This is a genomic window from Criblamydia sequanensis CRIB-18, assembly GCF_000750955.1.
Taxonomy (GTDB): domain Bacteria; phylum Chlamydiota; class Chlamydiia; order Chlamydiales; family Criblamydiaceae; genus Criblamydia; species Criblamydia sequanensis.
The window spans coordinates 1-22327 of the sequence record NZ_CCEJ010000014.1 but is presented as its reverse complement, the minus strand read 5'-3'; the positions used below and the strand labels follow the sequence as shown (position 1 = coordinate 22327).

Sequence of the window (22327 nt, the reverse complement as noted above, 5' to 3'; positions counted from 1 at the left end):
GGGTTTTTTACTGCTATAAAAAATTTAACAAAACTTTCTTAAAGATTTTTTTTGATTCTGGCTTTTTATTCCTTTCTTTCCCTAAAGTAAAAGTTTTAATAATCGAATCAAAATTTTTTTTTAGAGGTGAGCTTATGAAAAAATTCATACAAATGGGGATAATCACATTCTCTCTTTTCAATATCTTTCCAGTCGAGGCAGCTATGGCAATCCCAAGATGCGCCCACTGTCAGGGAAAACCGATGGTTTACGTTATAAGCAAGGCGACTCCTCAAAAAGATGAGATGATAAAAAAGGTCTTAGAGCTTCAGGAAACACTTCTTGTCGACCCGCTAGCAAGCATATCTCAAGATAGCCTTAAAGATGGATTTTTGCTGACTGCCATGGATGCCGATTATATTAATTACCTGCTTAATGAAAAAAATGGCGTTATTATATGTGTTACGCAAAAACAGGTGCTGCTTGGTTATGCTATACTCGTGAACACCTCTCAATTTAAAAAACTTTTTGAAAACGAATCCGTTGGCCAACTGGATTCCGCTCTTCAGATGGATGATTTCGCAAGAAATGACTCTGCGTATATTGAACAGATAGCCGTAAGAAAAAGCGCGGCAAGACAAGGGATTGGGTCTAAGCTCATAGACACTTGCAAAAAACTTAAACATGCTCTTTTAGCAGATGTTTTTATAAACCCTGTTTCAAATGATGCTTCACTTCAATTTTTCACCGATCAAGGATTTGAAAATGTAGGCATTCTCTATCAACAGCCCACTGAAAAGCTTCCTTTTTCTCAAGAGCTAAAAGTTTTTCTCTGGAAATTACTCTAAATTTCTTGTCGGAGATCAGTCTTTTAATTTAAAAGCCTGATCTCCCAGGCTCTATGGATTTTTTGATTTCTAAAGTCTATAGGAAGGGTCTTGGCCGTGATTTCCCTAACAGAATAATTGTCGAATAAGGCGAGATCGAAATTAAATTTTCGAAAGTTTGTGCTAAAAAATAAAATCCCGCCCGGAGATAAGAGTTTTAGACCTTTAGAAATAAGGTCATAATAATCTTTTTGAATATCAAATAGCTGATCCATCTTTTTAGATCTTGAAAGAGTAGGAGGGTCAATGATGATAAGGTCATATCGATTTTTTGAACGGATCTCCTCATCTAGAAACTTAAGGCAATCCGCCCGTACGATCTCATTATTCTCTAAGGGAAAAGAATTAAGCAAAAAATTATCTCTTCCCCAATCCGTATAGGTATTTGAAAGATCTACACTTTTTGTGTAAGACGCCCCCGCATGATAGGCGTGAACACTAAAGGAGCAGGTGTAAGCAAATAAATTTAACACTCGCTTATTTTTTGCATAAGTTGAAACAAGACGCCTTAGTTCCCGATGGTCTAAAAATAAGCCCGTGTCTAGATAATCCTGTAAATTTATTTGAAATTTGACCCCAAATTCGTAGACATTAAAAAATTCTTTTTCATGACCTTTCTTTTCGTATTGCTCAAGTTTTTTTCTTCTAACTCTTGTCTTCCAATAAATAGACTCTGAAGACGCATCAAAAATAGAAATGAGAGCTTCTTCTGTTTCAATTTTTAAATCAGAGGGGGGCTCATCCTTATCGCGATCGAATGAAAAATATTGAACACAGAATTTGCCAGCGTAAAAATCTATGACGATTGGGTATTCTTTAATATCCCGATCGTAAATGCGAAAACAATCTACGAGCGATCTTTTGGCCCATTTACGTAAGTGCCGATAATTTTTCCGAATCCGGTTTTTAAGAGGAGAACTCTTATCTTCGTTTTCAGAAATGAGCGGTAAGAATAAATCAAGTTCAGTCATAATAACAAAAAGGTTACATTTAAGCCGCTTATTATAGGGGACAGACGACCTATAAATCTCTAAAAAAAGTACACGGCTTACAGGAAATTTTAAAAAAGGACTTTAAGTCAAACGAAGCTTGATTTTTTAAGAAATCATGAGTATATTAAATAATTTTTCAATTTCGGATAATTCTTTTTTTTTCTTAAAAATTTAATTTTTTATAAAAGTACACTATGAATGATTCTCAAAAATCCCTCCAAGAAGCAGTCAAACAAAGGCGCACCTTTGCCATTATTAGCCACCCGGATGCCGGTAAAACAACACTGACTGAAAAACTGCTTCTTTATTCCGGCATGATTGCAACTGCCGGAATGGTTAAGGGGAGAAAAGGGAGGAAAGCTGCTGCATCAGACTGGATGTCTATGGAGCAGGAAAGAGGGATATCTATAACCTCCTCCGCCATGCAATTTCCCTATAAAGATGCCATCATCAATGTGCTTGATACCCCGGGCCACGAAGATTTTTCTGAGGATACTTATAGGACTCTGACGGCTGCAGACTGCGCCATAATGGTTATCGATGCCGCAAAAGGTGTTGAGAAGCAGACAAGAAAACTATTTGAAGTTTGCAGACTTAGAAATATCCCTGTTTTGACCTTCATCAATAAAATGGATATGCCGGGAAGAGATCCCCTTGAGCTTATGAATGAGGTAGAGAATGTTTTACAAATTCATTCCTACGCAATGAACTGGCCAATTGGAACCGGTAAAGACTTCCATGGAGTTTATGATCGCGTCAAAAATGAATATGTTTTCTTTTCCAAGACTTCTCATGGGGGATCTCAAAAGGCGGCCATCGCACGCTATCCGGCTAACAGTCCTGAAGCGATCGAAAAAATTGGAGAGGATATACAAGAAAAACTTTTACAAGAGCTCGATCTTTTAGAAATTGCCGGAAACCCCTTTTCCTTAGAAGAATTTTTAGAAGGAAAGGTCACGCCTGTATTTTTTGCGTCAGCTTTAACCAATTTCGGTGTTGAACCCTTCTTTGATGCTTTCATTGATCTTGCCCCATGCCCGCATAAGCGTTTTGCCAATCTTTTAGACGGAAAAGAAATTGAAATTGATCCGGTTGAAAATCCTTTTAGCGGATATGTTTTTAAATTGCAGGCTAATATGGATAGACGCCATCGGGACAGCATGGCCTTTATTAGGATTTGTTCCGGTCGTTTCGAAAGGGATTTAACGGTGAAAAATGTCAGGCTTGGAAAGGAAGTTAGACTTTCAAGGCCTCATGGGATGGTGGCAGGCGAGAGAACAACTTTAGACTACGCTTATCCGGGAGATATTATCGGTGTCATTAACCCCTCTCATTTTGCGATTGGAGACACGATTTCTTTAAACGGCGGTTTCAAATTTAAACCGCTTCCCCAGTTCCAACCCGAAATTTTTGCAAGGCTTATATCAAAAGATATTGGCAAAAGAAAATCTTTTGACAAAGGGGTGTTGCAATTGACAAATGAGGGTGCAATCCAGCTTCTAAGAGGCTATGAAAGAGAAGATGATCTTATTTTTGCTGCAGTTGGAAAATTGCAGTTTGAAGTGATGCAGTATCGCTTAAAAGATGAGTATGGGGTTGAAACTATCCTGACTCCACTGCCTTATGAATGTAGCGCTTGGATAAAAGGTGACATGAAAACATTTGTTAAATTGACAAATTCAACCCTTGTCGTAGATAAGCAAGGAAATCCCATGGCGTTATTTACCAGTCAGTGGGAAAAGCAATACTGCATTAAGCAGAATCCAAACCACGAACTTGTGGATGTCCTCGTTTAACAAAATCAGGAAAAAATGACACTAGATGCCGCGTATCAATCTTTTGCTGAAAAGTTTTATATCGATAGTAACAAACTTACGCCTTACCCGCTTGAAGAAATCCAAAAAGCTGAAACGGCTCTTGAATTTCAGTTTCCCAAAGACTATAGAGATTTTCTTCTGCAAGTAGGCCCTCAAGCCATTTATCGCATTGACTCTGAAAAGCTTGATGAAGAAGACTTCGATGAAGTGGATTGTTTATGCTATATGACAGACCTTCTTTTATTAGATCAAGTGATTGAATATCATGATACGATAAGTGATGAGCTTATCCCTTTTGCAGGAGATGGCAATGGAAATAAACTTTGCTTCAGTAAAGAATTGCAAGGCATTTTCTTTTGGGATCATGAAACCGATGAAGTTATTTTCATAAAAGATTCTTTTAAAGAGGTCGTTCAAAAAGTTTTAGAATTCCCCACCACGCCTCTACCTTGTGAAGAAGATCCCGAAGAATTTGCAAGTGATGATTTTGACGTTTATACTTTGAAAGTCACAAATCTTGGCCCCAATAAAATGGAAGTCTTAATGGCTTTACGGAGAATCACGGGATGGAGTTTAGAGGAAACTAAAGAAAGGATCGCAAGATTGCCCTGTTCTGTAATTTCTAAAGGCAAATTATGGCTCTCGGATTATTCTGATTATTTAGAAAATTTAGGCGCCTCTATTATCTTAGTCAAAGATAATGGATGATTTAAACAGAGTATCTCGCGCTTTTATTATAAAAAGAGCAAGTTTTTTTTAAAAACTTGCCCTTTTCTGTTTTAATATTCCACTGTCAATCGTATAAAGGGGCCATGCAAGCTTAGGTTGCTAAAGGTATCCAAAGAATCGCCCGCAAAAGCGACATCATAGCCTGTGATATAGTCGATGCAGTTATTATACCATGCCCACTCATAGCCGATTTCGAGAAGACTTGGCATACAAAAGCATGAAAATTCATAGCTTCCGCCAAGCCTTGCATCAAAAGCCGGAGTTACACGCCACAGATGATCATTTTTTACATGTATGCCTTCGGTATTCAATGTCCTTTGAGTATTGTAAGAAAGTTCGGCGGTTGAACTGCTGCAAAGAAGAGAGGCTCTTGCGTTAAAAAATAAGGAGAGATGTTTTTCTAAACTTCTTGAGCAAGGGAGAACGTACTGGTAGTTAAAACCAAGTTCAGGTCCTATTCCCCAAAAATTGGATTCGACAAGCAACAAGTTATCCACTAAGCGTCTATCTCCGCTAGTAGGGTAATCTCCGAAACTTGTCGATTTTCTTTTATGCTCAATATTAGCATATTGAAGCCCCATAAAGAAATAAAGGTTGTCCGCGCAAGAGGTTATGCAGTGCCTTGAAAGAACAGCTTCGAGGGTATAATACCTAAAGCGATCTTTTGTTTTTGCAATCCCGGAATAGTTGATATCTTCAGGTGCTTGCGCCCCATTTCCCGGCCAACCGATAGTATCAAAAAGAAAGAAACCTTGTTTAGATTGAGAGTAGTTAGCATTAAAATAAGTGAAAGTAAAATCAAAAGAGTCAAAACCATTGCATAAGTCAGTTGAAAAACCAAGTCTTAAAGCCGGCCTATAATTAGTCGGGTTAAGGTGTCTTCGACCGTTTGGGTAAAATTCACCTTCAAAGATATTATCTATAGATGAGATAACGTAGCTTGATTGGTCTATCGATGGCTTGAAAAAAATGATTTCTCCAAAAAGAGTCAAATCGCAAGGAAGGCAAAATCTTCTGCAAGGTTGATTAAAATCAGGCGCAGAAATGCTATCACCCTGAATGTTATCTAATTGATGAGCCGTTTCATAGTCTTCATAGGGCGTCTCATAGTTTTGTATAAACTCATTTGCATTTGCTTTGAAACCTTGGCATAAAAAAAATACAAACAGAGCTTTTGGTAATAATTTTAAACTGTTTTTTTTCATGTTTCCTTCTTATAATGCGCCTATCTAAAAAAATTACTTTAAGAGCGGAAGCAAATTTTTGCAATTCTAATAGGAGAATTTTATTTTTTCGCTTTCGAAATAAGTGCTATTAAATGATCTATTTTTTTTCGAGCCGTTCATTTCTGTTTTCATGGCTGTTTTTATGGATTAAATAGGCAGCTAAAACAACAAAGGGAGAAAGTTGTAAGAATTTTGAATGCCAGTTTTCTAAAGTGGAGGACCAAAACTTAACCAAAAATGGTCCCACTCAAAAGGCCCTCTTCTTGTCTAACTTCTCTAATTTGTACAAAAAATTGAGCGAGCCAGGAGGTTATAAAAAAACAGAACAAGTCTTAAATTGTAGTCTTCCAAAAGTTTAAAAGTTTATTTCTCATGAACACCCTTTTAGAGATTAAAAGAAATTAGACGGGAAAAAAATGAATCAGGCTGTTTCTTTGTTTTTTTTCCAAAAAATATTTATGAGGTGAATTATTTCTTTATTTGCATTACTCTTCGCTAAGTTGATGCAAGTTTGAGTGACGATGGATGATTTTTTACTTTTCATAGCTATAGGGTTTATTGCACAAGTTATCGATGGTGCTCTTGGAATGGCTTATGGGGTTACTATAACGTCATTTCTTCTTAATTTTGGGATTATGCCATCAACTGCAAGTGCGATTACTCATGCCGCTGAATGCGTGACGACAGGCTTTTCAGCGATCGCTCATCATCGATTCGGAAATGTGGATCGCACTCTTTTCTTTAGATTGCTTTTACCCGGCATGATTGGAGCTGTCATTGGCGTTTTGGTTTTGACTCGCATCGATAATGGTTTTATTAAACCTTTTATCGGTTTGTATCTTTTGATAATGGGTATAATTGTTCTTAGTAAAGCTTTTACTGTGTTTCCTCCCAAAAAAGTCGGGACACATTTAATACCTTTAGGTTTTATCGGGGCTTTCATGGATGCTATTGGCGGCGGCGGATGGGGGCCTATTGTTACCTCGACGCTTTTAGCAAGCGGCTTCAATGCAAGAAAAACGATTGGAACAGTCAATGCAAGCGAGTTTTTTATTGCAACAACTGCGTCCATTACCTTTTTATTAAGCAATGTGATTGTAGGATGGAAAGTTATTTTGGCTCTTGCTATCGGTGGGGCTATCGCTTCGCCAATTGGGGCAATTCTTTGTAAATATGTTCCTGTAAAAGTTCTTTTACTTATAGTGGGTTTTTTGATTATCGGGCTTAGCAGTCGAACTCTTTGGCTAAGTTATCATGAATTTTTTCCATAATGGTGGAAAGAAATGGAAGGACCGTCTCTTCTTTTAGCAAGCGAGCAATTACAGCCTTTGCTTCATCATAAAGTTAAAAAAGTAAGCGGCAATACCAAAATTGATAAAGAAAGGCTTTTAAAAAAAGAGGTTCTTTCTATTTTTTCACATGGCAAATACCTTTATTTTCAATTTGATACCTTTGCTCTCCGCGTTCATTTCATGCTATTCGGCTCTTTTGAAGCCACTATTAACAAAACAAAAGTTACAGGGGATTATCCAAGAAGAGAACGACCCATTCGATTAGGCCTCGAATTTAAAATCGGGGAGGTTTTGATGTATAATTGCTCCCTACGGTTTATTGAAGAGGCTAATGCTATTGAGAAATGTGATTTTTCAATAGACACTTTATCTCGCGATTGGGATGAAAAAAAAGCCTATAAGAAACTCTTGGAAGAACCTCCCTCTCTCGAAATCGGAGATGTCCTGCTTGATCAAACCATTTTTATGGGGGTTGGCAATATCATTAAAAATGAAGTGCTTTACTTATGCAAAGTACTCCCTACAACAAAATTAAGTGAATTGAGTCCCTACAAACTAAAAAAAATTATTCGGTCAATACGAACTTATGTTTTTCAGTTCTATGAATGGAGAAAAAAGTTTGAGCTTCGAAAAAATTATAAAGTATACAGACAAAAAGTTTGTAAATCTTGCGAAGGCCCTGTTATAAGAAAAAAAACGGGCCTTCGAGATCGTATGAGCTATTTTTGCGAAAAATGCCAAAAATAGCTAGCATTCAGGATGAGCATTATAGATTGCGTCCATCTCTTCTTTAGAGCGTTCTACGGTTTCATTTAAAAAACGATTCCAAATTTCAATTTCTTTTTTGTAAGAGGGTTGATTTTCGGGAACAATATAATTAAAAAGTATTATAGGCCCGCCGCAGTTTAATCCAATCCAACCCATTAAAAAGGGCTTTCCTTCTTCACTCCCGCTTTCAACTACTTTTACAGGATAAGAACCGAAGTAAAAAGTTCGGATCTTGCCATCGCAACTTAAAGCATGCAAAATATCGTCATCGTTGCCCTCAAAAATTTCCTTTTGACCGGAGTTTTGACTTATTTTTAATCTTATATAGCTAGTTTTAGGATTCGGAGCCCTTCCGGGTCCCTCATTTTGAGGGATGAGATCTCTTAGGGTGTTTTCTTCGCCAAGAATTAACCAGTCATAGATTTGAACGCCAACGAAATTTTCGGGAAGAGCCATTTTAAAAGGAAGAAATTTACAAAACTCTTCTTGAGATTCGAATTTCAAAGTTTCATTTTCATCAGCTTGGTTTGAAGAGAGAACCGCTAAAAATGTTAAGAGTAAAGAAACTATTTTTTTCATAAGATCCCTTGGTTGCTTGGATACTATCGCTTTTCTAATTTATCCGGTCAAATTCTTTTTAAGGGGTTAATTGTATAAAAATTTTTTTAACTTTTTGTTTGTAAAATAAATTTTAAGAGTTATAAGGGCATTTGATAATTCAAATTCGGAAATTATGAAATGGCCTACAAAGATTTTCGAGAGTTTCTAGAGGTTTTGAAAGAAAAAGGGGAACTTATAGAAATCAATCGAAAGGTTGCTTTGGACCTAGAGGTTGGAAAAGCTCTTCGCAAAAGCGCTGCCATTTCCGGGCCCGCTCTTATTTTTAATCAAAATGGCACTAAATTCCCCTTGGTCGGGGGCATTTATAATTCTAGGTCAAAGGCTCTTTTGGCATTTCAATCCAATGAAGAGGATCTTTTTAAAAATGTCCTGGATGGACTCAAAAAACCGATTGCGCCGATTAAAGTTTCAAAGGGCCCCGCACAGGAAAATATCTTAACCGGCGAGAAAATCGATTTATCGGCTTTGCCAATCCCTAAATATAGCCCGGCAGATGGTGGAGCTTATATCACCCCTGGAATAGTCGTGAGCCAAGACCCTGAGACCGGAATTCCGGATCTTGGCAATTATCGCTTCCAAGTGATGGATAAAAAGACGCTTTCTTTTTTAGCTCAACCTAACCATCGTTTTGGAAAGCACATTGCTAAAGCTCGTAAAATGGGACTTAAAACCTATTCAGTTGCTTTGGTTTTGGGGGTAGATCCAATTTTAGCTTATACCTGCCAATTTCAAGTATCGGATACAACAAATGACTATGAGGTTGCAGGAGGCTTAAGGCGGGAAGCGGTTCAGCTAATTCCTTGTACGACAAGCAATGTTTTAGTGCCCGCTTTCGCAGAATTTGTCTTAGAGCTTGAGATTGATCTTACTAAAAACATTTTTGAAGGACCTCTTGGGGAATATACAGGTTACTATACCCCCGGCTCTTTAAAGCCCATCGCAAATGTAAAAGCCATTACTCATCGAAATGATGCCTTTTTCCAGGCTTTGCTAACAGGAGTTCCCCCAACTGAAAATCATGTGTTGAAGCAAATTCCTTTTGAAGCTTCATTTTTTAATACGATGAAAGAGCAATTTCCAACTTTAAAAAAACTAGCCTTTCCACTTTCCGGAGGGGTGTCCTTTTATTTAGTGATGGGGTTGGAGCCTCGATTTGCGGGTGAAGCAAGACAGGCGATACTGGCTGCTATGGCTAGCAATGTTAGACCAAAAGTTGTGATCGTTGTGAATACCGATATCGATGTGCATAATTCAACCGAAGTTGAGTGGGCAGTTTCTTTTAGAATGCAACCAGAAGAAGATACGATTATTGTGAAAGACATCCCGGCAGGCCCTTTAGACCCTAGCATTTTAGATAGCATCCCTCTTGACAGCCGAGTTGCTTCTTCAATAGGCATTGATGCCACCTATCCTTTTGGGTCTATTGTGGATGATGGCAGCAATAGAGATGGCTCCTCGAATTTAAAAGAGACTAAGGGCGTACTTTATTTCAAAGTGGCTGAAGTGCCGGGTTGGCAGACTTATGATTTTCCGGAACTTGATAAAGCAAGAAGGGGCTCTTAAGGACCAATAATTCATTAAAATTTTATTTGAGGAATAACATATGGCAGAGATTAACCATGAAATAAAAGTGGATGCGCCTATTAAAAAAGTTTTTAAAGCAATGAGCACTATAGATGGTTTAAGGTCTTGGCATACTGCTGAAGTTGAAGGAAGTTCCGAGCAAAATGGAACCCTTATCTTTAAAGCAGATGATAAACCGGCTTTTAATTGGAAAGTAAGTCAACTTGAACCTGAAAAAAAGATTATTTGGGAATGTACTAAAGGGCCGGGAGATTCTGTTGGCACAAAAGCCATTTTTAAAGTTTCTCAGTCTAAAGATGGCAGAACTTTGATCGAATTTAGCCATACGGAATGGCCGGGAGATGGGGGGAATTTTAGAAAATGCAACACTCTTTGGGCCATATTGTTACATCATCTAAAAAATTATGTCGAAACCGATGTGCCAGAGCCAGCTTTCCAATAATGAAGAAGAAATAAGGTAACAAAGATGCCGCAAGAAAGTCTGACAGATTTTGTTAATGCCATGGAAAAGGCCGGTTTTTTAGTACGTATTAAGGATGAAAAAAGTGTCGATGAGCTTCCTAAAATAATGGAAGATAATCCTTTGAAAGCAGTCCTAGTTGAAAAAATAAAAGATTGCGAGTTTCAATTCCTTGCCAATGCGTATTCTAACCAAGATATGTACGCTTGGGCTGTCGGATGTAAAAAAAGCGAAACTGGGGCCATAATGGCTAAGATGAGTGAGAGACGCATCAAACCTGAAATTGTCACAAAAGCACCTTGCAAGGAAATAATTTTAAAAGGGGATCAAGTTGATCTCACAAAGCTTCCCTTATTCTTACATCATGATAGAGACGGTCATGCGTATACCAATGACAATCTAGTGATCAGTAAAGACCCGGACACCCAGATTACCGATTGGGGAATTTACAGAAGCATGTTTCGCACAAAAAATGAAAAGAGCTTTGATATGACTTGCTCTTCTCATAGGCAAAGGTTAAATGCTCTAAAAGCGCAAAAGCAGGGTAAAAATTTACCGATGGCTGTTGTTATCGGCGGCCCTATCTTGGATAAAATCGCTGCTTTAACTTCAGTTCCAACATCAGTTGACGATTGGGATGTCTTAGGTGGCATTTATGGCGAGGCTGCAAAACTTATCAAATGCGAAACGATAGACCTAATGGTCCCGGCTAATGCTGAAATCGTGCTTGAAGGGGAACTTATAGCCACGGAAGGATGGACGCATGATGAAGGTCCTTATGGAGAATTTACAGGGATGTATGGGGGCGGTTTAAAACGCAATCCTATTTTCAAAGTGAACTGTATGACCTATAGAAAAGGGGCTATCTATCAGCATGCGACTATTGGAGGGAGTCACCCATGGTATACAGATAATATGCTTCAGCTTCCGGCTATAGAAACCGATATTTTTAATGCACTTGAAAAATCAGGCATCGATGTTCGTGAAGTTAGGGCGCCAGCTGGGGGTTTATCTAATATTGCTTACGCAAAAATTAAAACAGCCGGGGGCGGCGACAGCATGCAGGCTTTATCTGTGATGCTAAGCTGCTCAAGGCTTGCCCTTCCAAAAATTGCAATGGTTTTTGATGAAGATGTCGATATTTGGGATGATAATGCTATTCTTTGGGCAATGGCCTTTCGTTATATGCCCCATAGAGACACCCTCATCTTGCCTGGCGGCAATACGATGACTGTTGATCCGACAGTTGGAAGCGACACACCGCCGATTAGCGCATCAAAGCTTGGTTTAGATTGCACCATCCCGCTTGTCGGAGGTTTTGACCCCCACAGCTTTGATCCAAGTACGATTTGTGTGCTTGGGGACATTCCGAAACAAATGAAAATGATGACCTTGGATGAGCTCACCAAAGATATGAGCGCTTTTATTAAAGCAAGCCCTAGAAGTTGGAAAGAGATTTTAGAAAAATATCATGGGCAGCCTTACTACATTATCTATCAAGCGTTTGGCAATCTTCGTCACAAATTGGGTCGAAGCGGGGATACGCCTTGGTTTCGCTATACTTTTTCAGACTCTGATTTTGCATTTGATGAAAAATAATACTTTTTTAAATTTTAAGAATTGAGGAAGAAATGACAAAAAAAAGAATGATTGTTGGGATAAGCGGAGCCTCTGGAATAATTTACGGCATTGAACTTCTCAAAACCCTTCGGCAATTAGATATTGAAACCCATCTTGTGATTACAAAAGCAGGGGAGATGACAAGAAATATTGAGACTGAAGCAACAAGAGAAGACCTAAAGGCCTTGGCAGATTTTTATCATCCGATAGACAATTTAGCAGCGCCTATTTCAAGCGGGTCTTTTAAAACGATGGGGATGATTGTGGCGCCATGCTCTATGAGAACACTTGGTGAAATCGCAAATAGCATAACGAGTAATCTTCTAACAAGGTCGGCTGAAGTTGTGCTCAAAGAAAGACGTCGTCTTGTCCTCGTTGTGAGAGAGACGCCTTTACATGCCGCTCACTTAAAAAATATGCTCGCTGTCACTGAAATGGGCGGCGTTATTGCGCCTCCGGTTCCGGCTTTTTATATGCAGCCTCTCTCTATTGAAGAAATGGTCACGCACACTATTGGCCGAACCCTTGATCTATTTGATATCGAGGCCAATAATTTTCCTAGATGGGGGGAAGAATCTCTTTCTGAAATGCCTCGCGAAAAAGAGGGCTGTCTCACCCGATAGAATCTAATCCATTCTTAAGAAAAAAAAATAAAAAGCTTGGTTCTTTATTGCCAAGCTTTTTAATTATTGTATGGCAGCTAAAAGAATTTTACGGGTTAAAGTCCCAAGTTCGGATTTTGTTATCATTAGAGGTGCTATAGATTCTACCGTCTCTCGCTTGTAGAGACAAAACAAGGCCATCATGATCTAATCTCTTAAGTTCTTGTCCTGACTCTGCATCCCAAATTCTTAGAGTACGGTCGTAAGAACAACTAAAGATTTTTCCATCTACGACTTGTAACCTGGAAACACAGTTCTTATGACCTTCTAATTGCATAAGTTCTTGTCCTGACTCTGCATCAAAAATTTTGATGGTTCCATCAGAAAATCCGGCATAGATTTTTCCATCCGAAATTCGGATAGAATCACTAAAAAAACTAGAAGGAATTTTTAATGTTTTTAGCTTTTCACCGGTTTCTGCATTCCAAACTATAATCGTTCCATCTTCTTCAGAGGCGCTATATATTTTATTTTCCAAGATTTGAAGAAAAGAAACACTTGTTGTGTGCCCCTCTAACTTTTTTAGTTCTCTTCCTGATTCAGCGTCCCAAATCCGTATCGTTTTATCCCAGGACCCACTATAAATTTTCCCATCTACACACTGTAAAAAAGAAACATATAGTTCGTGGCCTTCCAATTTCTTAAGTTCTTTCCCTGACTCAGCGTCCAAAATCCTTATAGTACCATCCTCCGATCCAATACAGATTTTTCCATCCAAGATGTTCATGAAAGAAATTTGAATACATCCATCAAAGGTCTTCTCTGTTTTCTGCAACTGCTTATCCAAGATCAGAATCTCATCGTATCTATTACAAAATGCGATTTTATCATCGAAAAATCCTAAACCATAGGCTCCATTCAATGCTTCAAAAACTGCAACCTTTGGCTGGTATTTTGGTGATCGCATTAAAAAATCAGAAGTTAAATTTCTTAGAGAAAAATCCTTTTCTATTTGGGAAAAATCCCTTTCCTCTGTTTGAGATTTTTGATGGCTTGTTAACCTTGCTTCTTTAACCCTGTTTTTTAAAGCTCTAGGATCTTCAATTATATTCTTCCATCTTTTACAGAGCGAAGCGGCCTTTAAAAGGGATAAAAAATCTAGTGAAGAGAGAATTTTCTGAATTATTTCATCGGGTAAATCATTAATAGTTACTTTTTCCTCTGAAATATGAAAATCTTTAATAGTCTGGGGGGCGCTAAAGGAAATAGGTGTATTCATAATTAACCTTAATTTTTTTTGAAGTATTATAACAAACTTAAATTTAAAGTTAAATTAATTATTTTAAAATTAATGAATTATAAGATTATTCAATCAAATGACTTTTACTTTATTTTAGAAGTCCTAGGGACTTAAGATGACTGCAATTAAAGTGTTGAATAGGATGCGCCGCATATGGCTTAACCTTAGTAGAAGATTTTACCCTGGAGTAATCCTAATAAAGGAGACTTAAGAGCTTCTGCGAAAAAAGAGTCTCTTTGATTAAAGAATTAATATTTCCTTTTTATATGCTTACCTTTAAATGAGATAGAACTTAGAATCCTATTTAGAGTCCCGTCATCATCCTCATCGTAAATATCTCCCACGATTTCCTCAAAAATGGCTTCCATGGTCACAATTCCCTTCTTCTCATTGTTTTCATAAACAATAGCCATATGGATACGCTTTTCTTGCATGAGCCTTAAAGCTGAGAGAATTGGCATATTGACATCTATAGTATAGGCTGGCCTAAGCAGCGATTGCCAATTCGTTTCCCCTGTCTTTTGAAAGGCTAAAAATTCTTTGGCGTTAAGAATGCCGATGACTTTATCTTTTTTAAGGACGGGAAGTCTTGTATGAGCCGACGTGATGATTGTATTTTCAATTTGTTCTTGAGTTTGGGTGTCTTCAACAAAAACTACTTGAGACCAAGTTACAAGAATTTCTTTTACACGAGTTTTTTCAATTTTTAAAAGATTAAAAACGTACTGTCGATTGGGTGCAGATAACACATTTAATTCGACAGTAGAATTTTCAGGAAAAGCTTCTTCATGCACATGCTTTTGGGGAAAGGAATTTAAGATTTTTTTTGTAGACCATTCAAAAAGGGTGATCAAAGGGGAGATAAGAAGGCTAATTTTTTGAAGCCAAGGAGCTGCAAGCGAGGCTATAAATAGCGGTCTTCTTAAAGCGAGCGTTTTCGGAACAAGCTCGCCAATCACCACACTTATATAAGTTAAGGGGACCACTACAATAATCAAAGAAATGATTTCGGCAACAAATTCATTTATCCTAAATTTTTGGATGAGCCAAGGAGAAATAAATTCTTCAGCGCCTGCGCCTCCTATGGCTGCTGCAAAAGCACCGACGAATGTGATCCCGACCTGAATAATCGATAAAGTTCTTTCAGGATTTTCCCTTAAAGCGAGGAGCTGTTTTGCTTTAAGATCTCCTTGTTTGACAAGTTCTCTTAAAGTTGGTTTGCTAACTGCTATCAGGGCTGTTTCAGCGCCGGCTAGTAGTGCGTTCACAAATAGACAGAAGATAATAATTAAAATTTCAAACACAAGTATCCCTCAAAGCATTGAAAGCTTATCCTTTCTAGACTTCAGTTTGTTTGTCAACTAAAGATTTTACATTGAAAGTGAAATAGAAAGAATAATTCATCCGTCTTGCATTAATTTGCAAAATTAATTAAGCCAAGTTGTATCATTTGCTTTCCCCCAAACTTATTGAGGCTGTCTTGAATAAAATTATTTCTAATTTTCGGTTATTTATTTTAGCGATTGGTTGCCTAATCAATGGCAGTCCTTTAAAAGCGGAACCTTTTGCTTGGAGTCCTTCTTCAATTATCGATACAAGCACAAATCTTAGCCTTGATAATGTAACTAATTGCCAGGACCCATTGCATAATAGGGTTTTTGCGGCTTGGGTGGATTTGGTTACCGATGTGCCTCTTTATTCCATTTACAGTAACGGCTCGTGGAGCTCCCCTGCATTTATTGATCCTTCCATGAATTCGGAGGGGTTAAGATGTGTTTATCTTTGTTATGACAGCCAAAATGATAGAATTTTTGCGGCATGGAATGACATTAATAACAATAATTATCCGACTTATTCTATTTACTATAATGAAAGCTGGAGTGCTCCTTCTGTCATTAGCGTAAATATTCCGGTAGGTGGAGGAGATGTTTTTCTTTGCTATAACCCGGTGGAGGATCAAGTTTTTGCCACATGGATAGGCGATACGGGGTCTCCCATCTATTCTATCCATAGCAGCAATAGTTGGAGCGCTCCCGCCTTAATTTCATCTACAAGTTATGTTAGCTTAAATGTTTATACTTGTTTTAGAAGCACTCAAAATGAAATAGTGGCTACCTGGGCCGATGTCACAAATGGAGGCATTCCGACTTATTCTATTTACAATGGTAGTTCGTGGAGTAGCACGGGTACTATTGGGGTAGCAGGCGATGCGGATAACGTTTTTGTTTCTTATAACAACTTGGAAGATATTGTTATGGCAACCTGGGTAGACATAGGTGATAATGGTGTCCCTACCTATTCCATTTATAATGGCACAAGCTGGAGCAGTCCTCTTATGATTGATTCGGAATCAATTATAGGTGCTTTTACAACGTTATTTACTTGCTATGATTCCTTGCATAATCAGTTTTTTGCAGCTTGGCCGGGAGAGCCTAATTGCAGCCCTGTTTATTCAATATATAACAATGGTTTTTGGAGTCCCAAAGCTTATATTAACATCGAACCTCCAGGCGTAATTGGGGATGTTTTTTTAAGCTATAATCCTTTAAAGGATCAAGTTTTCGCAACCTGGGCGGATTGCATTACAAGCCTGCCTTTTTATTCCATTTATCAGGATACGGCTCCGAATCTTCCTTTACCGCCGACAGATCTTGTAGGGTTAAAGAAAAAAAACAAGTTTGCTACCCAAACCGAGTGGTTTAATGAACTTACCTGGAACCCACCTTTAAGTGGGCTTACGCCGGTTTCTTACCGAATTTATCGTGATAGTCCGGCTAATTTAATTGGCGTAGTTCCGGCAGCCGGGCCTTTAATTTTTATTGATAATCGGATAAATAAACAGAAGTCCTACACTTACTATGTAACTAGCGTAGACATAGAAGGCGACCAGTCAGAACCGTATGTTGTGATAATAAGATAAAATGACTCAATTATTCATAAAAAAACCCTTAAAAGTTATTTTAAATCAGGCGGAAGAAGGGGAGAGAGGCCTTAAGAGAACTTTAACCCCGTTTAGCTTGATTATGATGGGAATTGGAGCGATTATTGGTGCAGGGCTTTTTATAAAAACGGCATCTGCTGCGGCAGATAATGCAGGACCTTCTGTTACTATCGGATTTATCCTGGCAGGATTAGGATGCGCTTTTGCCGGTTTATGCTATGCCGAGTTTGCAAGTAAAATTCCGATAGCCGGAAGCGCTTATACATATTCTTACGCCATTTTAGGTGAGCTTGTTGCTTGGATCATAGGTTGGGATCTTATTTTAGAGTATGCCCTAGGCGCTGCCACTGTGGCCATTGCCTGGAGTCAATACTTCAATAAGCTTCTTGGATTTATTACTATAAACGGCATCCCCCTAGCAATCCCTGATCAATTGTGCCATTCCCCCTTTGAAAGCTTTATGAATGCATCCCAAGTGATGGAACATGGCATCATGAATATTCCGGCTCTACTCTCGGTAATCCTAATATCGCTGCTTTTAATAAGAGGTATTAGCGGGTCGGCCTTTGTTAATAATGTAATAGTATTCCTAAAAGTCGCGATTGTTATCCTATTTATTATTCTTGGCTGGCCTTTTATGGACCCTAGCAACCATACGCCCTTTATTCCACCTCCAAGTGTCTATGTTGATCCTTCAGGGATAACTCATGATTTTGGGGGCCTTCCAGGAATTTTAGGAGCGGCCGGGGTTGTTTTTTTTGCATTTATCGGTTTTGATGCGGTTTCCACAGCAGCTCAAGAAACTATCAACCCTAAAAGAGCAATGCCTATCGGTATTTTAGGCTCTTTAATTGTTTGCACGGTTTTATATATATTATTTTCTTATGTATTGACCGGGATTGCCAGCACAGAAGATTTTCGCTATGCCGGTAAAGAAGCTTCCGTTACTTATGTGATTGAAACCTATATGACAGGCTATGGGTGGCTTGCAAAATTAGTGACGCTTGCTATTTTAATTGGCTTATCGTCAGTATTATTAGTACTTTTAATGGCACAATCTAGAGTTTTTTATTCTATGAGCCGGGATGGCCTTCTTCCGAAGATGTTTTCAGATATTCATACACGTTTTAGAACGCCCTATAAATCTAATATTCTTTTTGTTTGCGTCGTGGGCTTTTTGGCAGCTTTTGTACCGGGGCCTGTCGTTGGAAATATGACAAGCATTGGAACTTTATTTGCGTTTACACTAGTTTGCGCTGGAATCATTATGCTAAGGCGTTCTAACTTTAGTGAAAACTCCGATCAGTTTAAAACCCCTTTTGTTCCTTTCGTTCCTATTATGGGAATCCTTATTTGCGGGATAATGATAATAAGTCTTGGCACTCTTAACTGGATTCGATTGATTGTCTGGATGGGAATAGGACTTGTGATCTACTTTAGCTATGGTCGCTTTCATAGCCATATGCAGACTAAGAATCAAGAATTAAAGCCGCCTCTTCATAAACATTTAGATAATTAAAATTCAAGTCAGATAAACTAAATAGTTTATCTGACTTGCTTATCCAACTATTCGTTTGATTGAGTTTCCTTCCTTGGCTTTTTTAGCAATGGGGAAAGTGAATCTTGTTTTTCAATATCATCTTTGTGGCCATGATTTTGAGTTTTATCCACCAAAGGAGTGATAGAGATAATATCATCCAAAGTTCTTTTATGAGAGTATGTGATAACAGGTTGATTTGCTTGAGGGAGATTTTTCTTAACGAAATTAAAATTTAGATCTAAAGCTAATTGATCCGATCTTCGAACAATTTCTAATAATGGCTTGAACGTTCTAAAAGCTGCTTTTTGCGATTTTAAGCAGACTTCAAGCTCTTCTTGAGACGCAGAATTACCGTGAAAGTGAGTGACTGTAATAGTAGATCCTTCGACACTATAAGTCATCCCTTTAGGGTTTCCTTTTTCTTGCTCTAAAAATTTTTCTCTCAACTCAGAAATCTCAACATACTTTCCTTTATCAAACAGCAAGGTGCTTTGAAATGAAACACTTCCTCTTAAGGCATTATCTAAATGCATGGATAAATCATTTTTAGGGCCAGATAGGATGGCCATAACCTTATGAGGGGTTGGGCCGCTTGTTGCTAAAGGCGAAGTTGGCGTTTGTTTAACAGGCGTTGGGCTGCTTGTTGCTAAAGGCGAACTTGGCATTTGACTAAAAGGGAGACGCAGAATTACCGTGAAAGTGAGTGACTGTAATAGTAGATCCTTCGACACTATAAGTCATCCCTTTAGGGTTTCCTTTTTCTTGCTCTAAAAATTTTTCTCTCAACTCAGAAATCTCAACATACTTTCCTTTATCAAACAGCAAGGTGCTTTGAAATGAAACACTTCCTCTTAAGGCATTATCTAAATGCATGGATAAATCATTTTTAGGGCCAGATAGGATGGCCATAACCTTATGAGGGGTTGGGCCGCTTGTTGCTAAAGGCGAAGTTGGCATTTGTCTAACAGGCGTTAGGCCGCTTGTCGCTAAAGTCGAGCTTGGCATTTGTCTAACAGACGTTAGGCCGCTTGTTGCTAAAGGCGAACTTGGCATTTGACTAAAAGGGATTGGGCCGCTTGTTGCTAAAGGCGAACTTGGCATTTGACTAAAAGGGATTGGGCCGCTTGTTGCTAAAGGCGAACTTGGCATTTGACTAAAAGGGATTGGGCCGCTTGTTGCTAAAGGCGAACTTGGCATTTGACTAAAAGGGATTGGGCCGCTTGTTGCTAAAGGCGAACTTGGCATTTGACTAAAAGGGATTGGGCCGCTTGTTGCTAAAGGCGAACTTGGCATTTGACTAAAAGGGATTGGGCCGCTTGTTGCTAAAGGCGAACTTGGCATTTGACTAAAAGGGATTGGGCCGCTTGTTGCTAAAGGCGAACTTGGCATTTGACTAAAAGGGATTGGGCCGCTTGTTGCTAAAGGCGAACTTGGCATTTGACTAAAAGGGATTGGGCCGCTTGTTGCTAAAGGCGAACTTGGCATTTGACTAAAAGGGATTGGGCCGCTTGTTGCTAAAGGCGAACTTGGCATTTGACTAAAAGGGATTGGGCCGCTTGTTGCTAAAGGCGAAGTTGGCATTTGTCTAACAGCCGTTAGGCCGCTTGTCGGTAAAGGCGAAGTTGGCATTTGACTAAGGGATTGGGCCGCTTGTTGCTAAAGGCGAACTTGGCATTTGACTAAAAGGGATTGGGCCGCTTGTTGCTAAAGGCGAACTTGGCATTTGACTAAAAGGGATTGGGCCGCTTGTTGCTAAAGGCGAACTTGGCATTTGACTAAAAGGGATTGGGCCGCTTGTTGCTAAAGGCGAAGTTGGCGTTTGTCTAAAAGGCGTTGGGCTGCTTGTTGCTAAAGGCATTTGACTAAAAGGCGTTAGGCCGCTTGTCATTAAAGAAGGATTAGACATTAGTTTGAGCGGTATCAAACCCGTCGTTACCTTTAATGAACTTGGCAAAACTAAAGAAGTTTGTTTTGGCTCTTCACCCTCTAAACGGTTATTTAAAACTGGCGAGCTTTCCTTTGGTTCAAAAGAAGTCAAACTATTTAAAGGGGTAGGTGGGGAAAACTCTTTTGGTACTAAATTGTTTGGGCTCGGGTTGCCTTTTACAAAATACGAACTTCCTGTGTATTCGGTTAATGCTTTACCAGCATCCTCTCTACGAGAGAGTCTTATCTGAAGGTTATTTAATTCAATTTCATCCGATTGCCAAGGAAGTACTTGAACTTCACTCAAAGCAGGGAATTTATCTTTTAACTTATGAAATTCTTCTTTTATCTCACTTATACAGGTTTCATGTCTCTTTACTAAACTTACTAATTCTATAGTTGATCTACCACCATAATTTTTTTCAGGATGTATAAAGTGCGAGCAAGTCAATACTCCATCTTTAAATTTTAAATGCTTTCCTTTTCCGTCATAGTCCTTAGTTCTTGCTCTCTTATATTTTGCAATAACTTCTATGGGTTTAGAGCTTGATAATAGAGAATACCCTTCTTTGAATTTTTTTTGATCCCGATCAATTATAGCTCGTAAATTATCCACCACAGGAGGTGAAAAATAGTTACTGCTTATTAGATGAAAAAGAAATTGGGTGCACTCATGTACTCTTTTTAGATAATCCGATCCTTCCGTTTCTTCTGTATGCATATGGGTATAACAAAAGCTCTCCCCAGTAGCTGTAATAGAACAATGGAGATGAGAAGAGTATTTTTCGCTTACTGAAGTCATTTTAATTACCGATTTATTAAATTATATTGATTGTCTTAAATTTATTTATATTAAAAAAAATGTATTAATTATTAAGTGCTACGGAATACCTATTTTTTTGATAAAGTTTAATTTTCAGATGACTGCTTTTCAATTCTTGGTTTTTTTAAAAGTTTTGTTTGCAATCTATCAGTTTCAGTTTCTTCAGTTTCTTTCAAAATTATCGGTTTCGGCAGAAGTGAGGTGTCTTCTTCCCTTGCTCTTTTATGAGAAACTTGAGCCATCAAAGCTTGGGGGGGACGAATCCCTTGACCACTCAAATTTAAAGCAGATCCCGGCTGGATAGCCGTACTAGGCAATGAAATCCTGTAAGTTGGAGCGTTTGGTGGAATTTGCAATGCCAAGCTATTTAAAGCAGATGCGGGTTGAACAGGCATAAGAGACGACGAAGTTCCGTAAGTTGGAGCGTTTGGTGGAATTTGCAATGCCAAGCTATTTAAAGCAGATGCGGGTTGAACAGGCATAAGAGACGACGAAGTTCCGTAAGTTGGAGCGTTTGGTGGAATTTGCAATGCCAAGCTATTTAAAGCAGATGCGGGTTGAACAGGCATAAGAGACGACGAAGTTCCGTAAGTTGGAGCGTTTGGTGGAATTTGCAATGCCAAGCTATTTAAAGCAGATGCGGGTTGAACAGGCATAAGAGACGACGAAGTTCCGTAAGTTGGAGCGTTTGGTGGAATTTGCAATGCCAAGCTATTTAAAGCAGATGCGGGTTGAACAGGCATAAGAGACGACGAAGTTCCGTAAGTTGGAGCGTTTGGTGGAATTTGCAATGCCAAGCTATTTAAAGCAGATGCGGGCTGAACAGGCATAAGAGGCGACGAAGTTCCGTAAGTAGGAGCGCTTGGGGGAATTTGAAATGTCAAGTTATTTAAAGCAGATCCCGGCTGGATAGGCGTATTAGGCAATGAAATCCTGTAAGTAGGAGAGCCTGGTGGAATTTGCCTTGTCAAGTTATTTAAAGCAGATGCGGGCTGAACAGGCATAAGAGGCGATGAAGTTCCGTAGGTTGGAGAACTGATCACGGGAGAGCTTAAACGTGGAAATGCTTTTATGTAAGCTAGATACCCATCCCGAAGTTCTTTTGGCATCTTTGCAATAACTCTTTCTCTTTTCTTAATCACACCTTCCAATGTTTTAGAATTCGAATTCCATGGCAACTCACTTGGTTGTAAGGAAGGGTATTGTTCTTTTAATTTTTC

21 protein-coding genes are annotated in these 22327 nt (G+C 38.7%); 11 read left to right on the top strand and 10 right to left on the bottom strand.

Annotation, left to right across the window (positions count from 1 at the left end; translation table 11 throughout):
- Positions 1–134 precede the first annotated feature (134 nt).
- Positions 135–827: a GNAT family N-acetyltransferase gene (locus tag CSEC_RS11965; RefSeq protein WP_079978065.1), complete on the top strand. Its 693-nt coding sequence runs from the start codon at positions 135–137 to the stop codon at positions 825–827.
- Positions 828–850: 23 nt separating this feature from the next.
- On the opposite strand, the gene CSEC_RS11960 is transcribed toward CSEC_RS11965, so the two are convergent.
- The gene (locus CSEC_RS11960; protein WP_041018729.1) at positions 851–1837 is read right to left on the bottom strand and encodes a class I SAM-dependent methyltransferase; all 987 of its coding nucleotides are present in this window, start codon (positions 1835–1837) and stop codon (positions 851–853) included.
- Positions 1838–2052: 215 nt separating this feature from the next.
- Between CSEC_RS11960 and CSEC_RS11955 the strand changes: the two genes are divergently transcribed.
- Together CSEC_RS11955 and CSEC_RS11950 are read left to right on the top strand one after the other, a co-directional pair.
- Positions 2053–3654, top strand: coding sequence for a peptide chain release factor 3 (locus CSEC_RS11955; protein ID WP_041018728.1), 1602 nt, complete (start codon positions 2053–2055; stop codon positions 3652–3654).
- Positions 3655–3669: 15 nt separating this feature from the next.
- A complete protein-coding gene (locus CSEC_RS11950; protein WP_041018727.1) occupies positions 3670–4383 on the top strand; it encodes an SMI1/KNR4 family protein in 714 nt (237 codons plus the stop codon).
- 71 nt (positions 4384–4454) lie between these two features.
- Here the strand turns inward: CSEC_RS11950 and CSEC_RS11945 are convergent, their stop codons facing one another.
- Together CSEC_RS11945 and CSEC_RS13570 are read right to left on the bottom strand one after the other, a co-directional pair.
- Positions 4455–5609 (bottom strand): Lpg1974 family pore-forming outer membrane protein, encoded by a 1155-nt coding sequence (locus tag CSEC_RS11945; RefSeq protein WP_053332046.1) that lies wholly within the window; start codon positions 5607–5609, stop codon positions 4455–4457.
- A 118-nt stretch (positions 5610–5727) separates the two neighbouring features.
- On the bottom strand, positions 5728–5877 hold the full coding sequence (locus CSEC_RS13570) for a DUF6766 family protein (protein ID WP_419761217.1): 150 nt from the start codon (positions 5875–5877) through the stop codon (positions 5728–5730).
- Between the two features lie 274 nt (positions 5878–6151).
- Between CSEC_RS13570 and CSEC_RS11940 the strand changes: the two genes are divergently transcribed.
- Positions 6152–6901, top strand: a complete 750-nt coding sequence (locus CSEC_RS11940; RefSeq protein ID WP_202593705.1) for a sulfite exporter TauE/SafE family protein — start codon at positions 6152–6154, stop codon at positions 6899–6901.
- 12 nt (positions 6902–6913) lie between these two features.
- Positions 6914–7669 carry a hypothetical protein gene (locus tag CSEC_RS11935; protein ID WP_041018726.1) on the top strand — a complete coding sequence of 252 codons (756 nt, stop codon included), beginning with the start codon at positions 6914–6916 and terminating at the stop codon, positions 7667–7669.
- On the opposite strand, the gene CSEC_RS11930 is transcribed toward CSEC_RS11935, so the two are convergent.
- On the bottom strand, positions 7670–8269 hold the full coding sequence (locus CSEC_RS11930; protein ID WP_041018725.1) for a hypothetical protein: 600 nt from the start codon (positions 8267–8269) through the stop codon (positions 7670–7672).
- Between the two features lie 159 nt (positions 8270–8428).
- On the opposite strand from CSEC_RS11930, the gene CSEC_RS11925 reads away from it, so the two are divergent.
- From CSEC_RS11925 to CSEC_RS11910, 4 genes are read left to right on the top strand one after another with little or no spacing between them, the layout of a single operon-like run.
- Entirely contained in the window at positions 8429–9874 is a 1446-nt protein-coding gene (locus CSEC_RS11925; protein WP_041018724.1) for a UbiD family decarboxylase, read from the top strand.
- A 40-nt stretch (positions 9875–9914) separates the two neighbouring features.
- Positions 9915–10337 carry an SRPBCC family protein gene (locus tag CSEC_RS11920; RefSeq protein WP_041018723.1) on the top strand — a complete coding sequence of 141 codons (423 nt, stop codon included), beginning with the start codon at positions 9915–9917 and terminating at the stop codon, positions 10335–10337.
- A gap of 24 nt (positions 10338–10361) precedes the next feature.
- Complete coding sequence (locus CSEC_RS11915; RefSeq protein WP_041018722.1) at positions 10362–11954, top strand: UbiD family decarboxylase; 1593 nt, start codon at positions 10362–10364, stop codon at positions 11952–11954.
- A 32-nt stretch (positions 11955–11986) separates the two neighbouring features.
- A complete protein-coding gene (locus CSEC_RS11910; RefSeq protein WP_041018721.1) occupies positions 11987–12598 on the top strand; it encodes a UbiX family flavin prenyltransferase in 612 nt (203 codons plus the stop codon).
- Between the two features lie 88 nt (positions 12599–12686).
- Here CSEC_RS11910 and CSEC_RS11905 read toward each other — a convergent pair whose 3' ends face one another.
- Both CSEC_RS11905 and CSEC_RS11900 read right to left on the bottom strand, forming a co-directional pair.
- Positions 12687–13856 carry an F-box/WD repeat-containing protein gene (locus tag CSEC_RS11905; protein WP_041018720.1) on the bottom strand — a complete coding sequence of 390 codons (1170 nt, stop codon included), beginning with the start codon at positions 13854–13856 and terminating at the stop codon, positions 12687–12689.
- A 269-nt stretch (positions 13857–14125) separates the two neighbouring features.
- Positions 14126–15181, bottom strand: coding sequence for a hemolysin family protein (locus CSEC_RS11900; RefSeq protein ID WP_041018719.1), 1056 nt, complete (start codon positions 15179–15181; stop codon positions 14126–14128).
- 176 nt (positions 15182–15357) lie between these two features.
- Here CSEC_RS11900 and CSEC_RS11895 point away from each other — a divergent pair, with 176 nt between their 5' ends.
- Positions 15358–16797 carry a hypothetical protein gene (locus tag CSEC_RS11895; protein WP_154017707.1) on the top strand — a complete coding sequence of 480 codons (1440 nt, stop codon included), beginning with the start codon at positions 15358–15360 and terminating at the stop codon, positions 16795–16797.
- 1 nt (position 16798) lies between these two features.
- A complete protein-coding gene (locus CSEC_RS11890) occupies positions 16799–18337 on the top strand; it encodes an amino acid permease (protein ID WP_041018717.1) in 1539 nt (512 codons plus the stop codon).
- A gap of 47 nt (positions 18338–18384) precedes the next feature.
- On the opposite strand, the gene CSEC_RS11885 is transcribed toward CSEC_RS11890, so the two are convergent.
- From CSEC_RS11885 to CSEC_RS13265, 4 genes are all read right to left on the bottom strand, one after another.
- On the bottom strand, positions 18385–19023 hold the full coding sequence (locus CSEC_RS11885; RefSeq protein WP_041018716.1) for a hypothetical protein: 639 nt from the start codon (positions 19021–19023) through the stop codon (positions 18385–18387).
- A 4-nt stretch (positions 19024–19027) separates the two neighbouring features.
- Positions 19028–19987, bottom strand: a complete 960-nt coding sequence (locus CSEC_RS11880) for a hypothetical protein (protein WP_041018715.1) — start codon at positions 19985–19987, stop codon at positions 19028–19030.
- A 4-nt stretch (positions 19988–19991) separates the two neighbouring features.
- Positions 19992–21086 carry a hypothetical protein gene (locus CSEC_RS11875; RefSeq protein ID WP_041018714.1) on the bottom strand — a complete coding sequence of 365 codons (1095 nt, stop codon included), beginning with the start codon at positions 21084–21086 and terminating at the stop codon, positions 19992–19994.
- A 107-nt stretch (positions 21087–21193) separates the two neighbouring features.
- The coding region (locus tag CSEC_RS13265; RefSeq protein ID WP_041018713.1) for a hypothetical protein at positions 21194–22327 on the bottom strand (1134 nt) is incomplete at its 5' end.